At 58.6% G+C, this 3,358-nt stretch carries 5 protein-coding genes; 2 read left to right on the top strand and 3 right to left on the bottom strand.

The genetic code is table 11. From position 1 onward, the window contains the following. Together ACFDS3_RS19840 and ACFDS3_RS19835 are read left to right on the top strand one after the other, a co-directional pair. On the top strand, window positions 1–314 hold a 314-nt coding region (locus ACFDS3_RS19840; RefSeq protein WP_375264059.1), incomplete at its 5' end, for a hypothetical protein. Then, a complete protein-coding gene (locus ACFDS3_RS19835) occupies window positions 311–1,702 on the top strand; it encodes a hypothetical protein (RefSeq protein WP_375264058.1) in 1,392 nt (463 codons plus the stop codon). The genes ACFDS3_RS19840 and ACFDS3_RS19835, both read left to right, overlap by 4 nt. Here the strand turns inward: ACFDS3_RS19835 and ACFDS3_RS19830 are convergent. The 3 genes from ACFDS3_RS19830 to ACFDS3_RS19820 form a co-directional block, all read right to left on the bottom strand. After that, window positions 1,666–1,788, bottom strand: coding sequence for a hypothetical protein (locus ACFDS3_RS19830; protein WP_375264060.1), 123 nt, complete (start codon window positions 1,786–1,788; stop codon window positions 1,666–1,668). The genes ACFDS3_RS19835 and ACFDS3_RS19830 overlap by 37 nt on opposite strands. An 887-nt stretch (window positions 1,789–2,675) precedes the next feature. Next, the gene (locus ACFDS3_RS19825) at window positions 2,676–3,113 is read right to left on the bottom strand and encodes a thermonuclease family protein (protein WP_375264057.1); all 438 of its coding nucleotides are present in this window, start codon (window positions 3,111–3,113) and stop codon (window positions 2,676–2,678) included. Then, window positions 3,113–3,358 (bottom strand): hypothetical protein (locus ACFDS3_RS19820; protein WP_375264056.1); only part of this gene is annotated, 246 nt, incomplete at its 5' end. The genes ACFDS3_RS19825 and ACFDS3_RS19820, both read right to left, overlap by 1 nt.

Here is a 3,358-nt window from a genome sequence, read left to right as displayed (position 1 = left end):
CAGGATATGATTACAAGCGGTACAATGAAACCCTCCAGTTTCACTCTGCCCGGCTCGGTGTCCGCATGAAGACACACCAATGGCGCCACGCTACTGCATCCATTTTGATAAATCTGGAGGACGCAAATATCGAAGAAATCGCAGCAGTAATGAATATTACCGTTGCCGTTCTGCTCAAGAGGTACGCGTTCATTCGGAAGTCCCTGCGGATTACACGCGGCATGCGCAGACTCGATGCGTTACGCTCTGATTTGAACGCCAAGATCTTGGCCGCGCGCACATCAAGCCTGACAAACCGGAGGGTACAGAGATGACCTCAAGCCTGGACGCATATAAAGACGATATTGAGAAACTCGAGAACCGCGGGTTTTGCCGAAAGTGTCTGCGAGTTCTTGAAAACTACCTCAGCGTGCGCCCAGACATTCACGTTGTTACGAAAGAATTATTGAACATTTTTGTCGAAGGCGTACACAGTCGTGCTGATCGGCTAGCACGAGCTTTGAGCCGGGTTGACCCAAGCCACCCCGATCTTCCGGTCATTTACGCTATGAAACGGGGCCTTGCGAAGCATAGGCGGAAACCCGCGGCTCTTTGTTGTAAGGGGAGCATACCGAAACTCAGTATCCCGGTTGATGAAGTTCCCGAAGACTATCGGGAACTCATGATGAATTTTAAAGAGGGTCGGACCCGAGAAAACCATTTCGCAACCCTCCGGCGGATTCTCGGCGCGGCACGGCGGGCGCATCTTCCGGAGCGGGTGGATCGGGACAGCATCGTGGCATTCAGAAGGGAGGCAGCCTCCCTGGCTCCGAAGAATGCCCTGAACCATATGGGGCACACCCGGACCATCGCAAAGGCTCTGTGTCTAGACCCCATTCTGATCAGACAGCTGGACGCAGAGTGCCAACATTTCTCTTATCTCGCGGAACAACAGGAATCAGTTCGTAAAAAGGCGTTCCGGGCGAACCCCGTCACGCCACTAGTTTACGCGGAGCAGGCTCTGTTTGCCTATCAGGAAGCGATGCAGGTCGGTATCAACCGACAAACCCAACATAAGCTCTTCACGGTTGCCGGCATGCTTTCGTTTTTGTCGTATGATCCGGAACGCCTCAGTGACTTCGGAGCGTTCCGGCTCGGTGAGAACATCTTTCTTGATCCGTTCGGCTGGCACTCGGATTTTCTGTCGCGCAAGACCTCAGAAGATCGTTCCATTCCGTATTTTCCAAAAATTCTATGTGAGTTCCTGAACGATCTCATCCTGCTCGGCGCTGACCCGTCGCCGGATAATCTTCACCGTCTCTATGCGCAGCGGGCAGCCTATAAGGGCCCTCTGTTCGCGACAGCCGGCTTGGTCACCGGTTACCAGAATGGACACCTCTCGACCTTGGTTAAGGAGCGCACCGGACATGGGCCGCACGCCGCCCGCAAAGCCATGACGGACTATTTGGTCCGAAACGGTGGGTCCATTCAGGATGTTATGGATATGCTTGGTCACCGAAGCCCTGAAACCGCGAAGGAGGCATATGAGGTGTTCGCCCCACAGTTCCGACGCGAAAGAGCGAGCGCAGCTTTGACCGCCCTGCGTGAGGCAGACGCGCAGAAAGGCCCCCGAAGAAATCCTGCGACCGGGCGGCTGGTCGATCCGAAGGTGATCTACCGGTCCGATCAATCGCTCCGCGCCTCCCCACTCTCCCGCAGATAGGTCACCTCGAACGCCTTCACCTGCCGGAATCGCTGGTGCCGGCTCGCCGGGCTGAAGCCGTTGTTCAGGTCCGCCCGCTGGAACACGTCGAGGCCCCGGTCGGGCAGCACCTTCCAGCCCGTGTCCGTCAATAGATGACGCGCACATGGATCGCGCCGGTCCCGTCAAAGCTCCAGCTGAACGCCACCCCGAGGGGAGCGATCGCGTCCCGGACACACGCGGCGCTCCGCATCAAACTTAATGCGCCGCTGGCTGCTGACACCGAAAATATTTCAACGGCGCGGACATTTTTTACTCGCCGAAGACCGTTTGAGAATGAACGCGACGCAAGTATCGTCTGGCCAGCCGACTCGCCCCAACCTGTCGGTCAGCTCCCGGCTTGCTGGCTCATCCCCCGGCCGGGAGTGAACTGGCTTGAAAAGCATTCATACGCGAGTGGGTCACGCTGCCGACATGCACTACGCGCTCCGTCAGCCAACCCTAGGCGGCTTGATGCAAGACCTGAAACCCCACCACGTGTGTGTCGGAATCACGCTCTCGGCGCGGCGCTTCTGGCCACCATGTAATGCACAAACCGCCCCGCCCTCCGGCTTCTTGGCATGTCCAGTAAGGTTGCATTATCGGTCATGGGGGAGAGGCGGCAAATGTGGGGCTTGTCGCTTCAGGTGCATGTCGGATGACCGGAATTCATGAGACTCGAGTACGTCCCTGAAAACCGAACCGGGGTTCATGAGATTCCGGAGCGGTATTCATGAGACTGAACGCGCCGGTATCCGTGAGACTGGCGCCGTTTCGCGGCATCGTGGGCAGCCATTCCACGCCTCGGGCAGTCTGGCCGATTGGTGCATGGCGTCAGGCTGTTACCTCTATCTCCTTGCAGTAAGTTGCGACGCGATGCTTGCACTTCCAGCCCTCGCGGTTGTGCGAGGCCGCTTGGGCACGCCGGTCCTAGATCCTACCGGCCCCCTCATATTCAGCAATACCCAGCGCGACGGATCCGGGATCGTGCCGCTGGGGTCTCCAGATCGCTGTACCGGCCGCCGGAGTACCGTCGGCAGTCTAGTGCCTGTCCGTTCGCAATGGCGATTGCGCCGATATCCTGCCCATCCAGATAGCAAACACCGACCCAGCGGTCATAGGTCCGCGCACCGTTCAGCTGACAGGTCACCGTTTCGCCCCGGACAAGGCGCGTCATGAAGGTTCGAGCCTCACGGCCGAGCCGGGTGGAGGTCTCCGGCCCGTCCACTCCGTTGAGCCGGACCGGGGTTCCTGAAACGACGACCGTGTCCACATCGCGCACGACCGTGACCCGACCCTCTATGGTTCGGTCAGCCGCGGCGGGACCGGACAGAAGCACCAACGCCGCGAAGACGCTACTCGCTAGATGGGAAATTCCAGAAATCCTAGACATCAAGACAACCGTTTCTCCTTAAACCCGAGCACCTGTGCATTTTCTAGCAACGTCCGCTGCTTGTTCCGATCGAACCCGTCCGGTGCATCGCCGTCGATCTCCAGGCGCAGCGTCACCGTACCGCCCGGGACGCTGGTGATCTGCTCGATGATCCCCTCCAAGATCTTCGTCATGTCCCGGGCCGGCCGGTCGGCGGACAACTCTACCAAGCCATAGAAGGCGCATGGAAGCGGGTCGGGGTGTGG

The sequence above is a fragment of the Palleronia sp. genome, assembly GCF_042089775.1.
Lineage (GTDB): Bacteria > Pseudomonadota > Alphaproteobacteria > Rhodobacterales > Rhodobacteraceae > Palleronia.
This window is presented reverse-complemented; position numbering and strand designations above follow the sequence as displayed.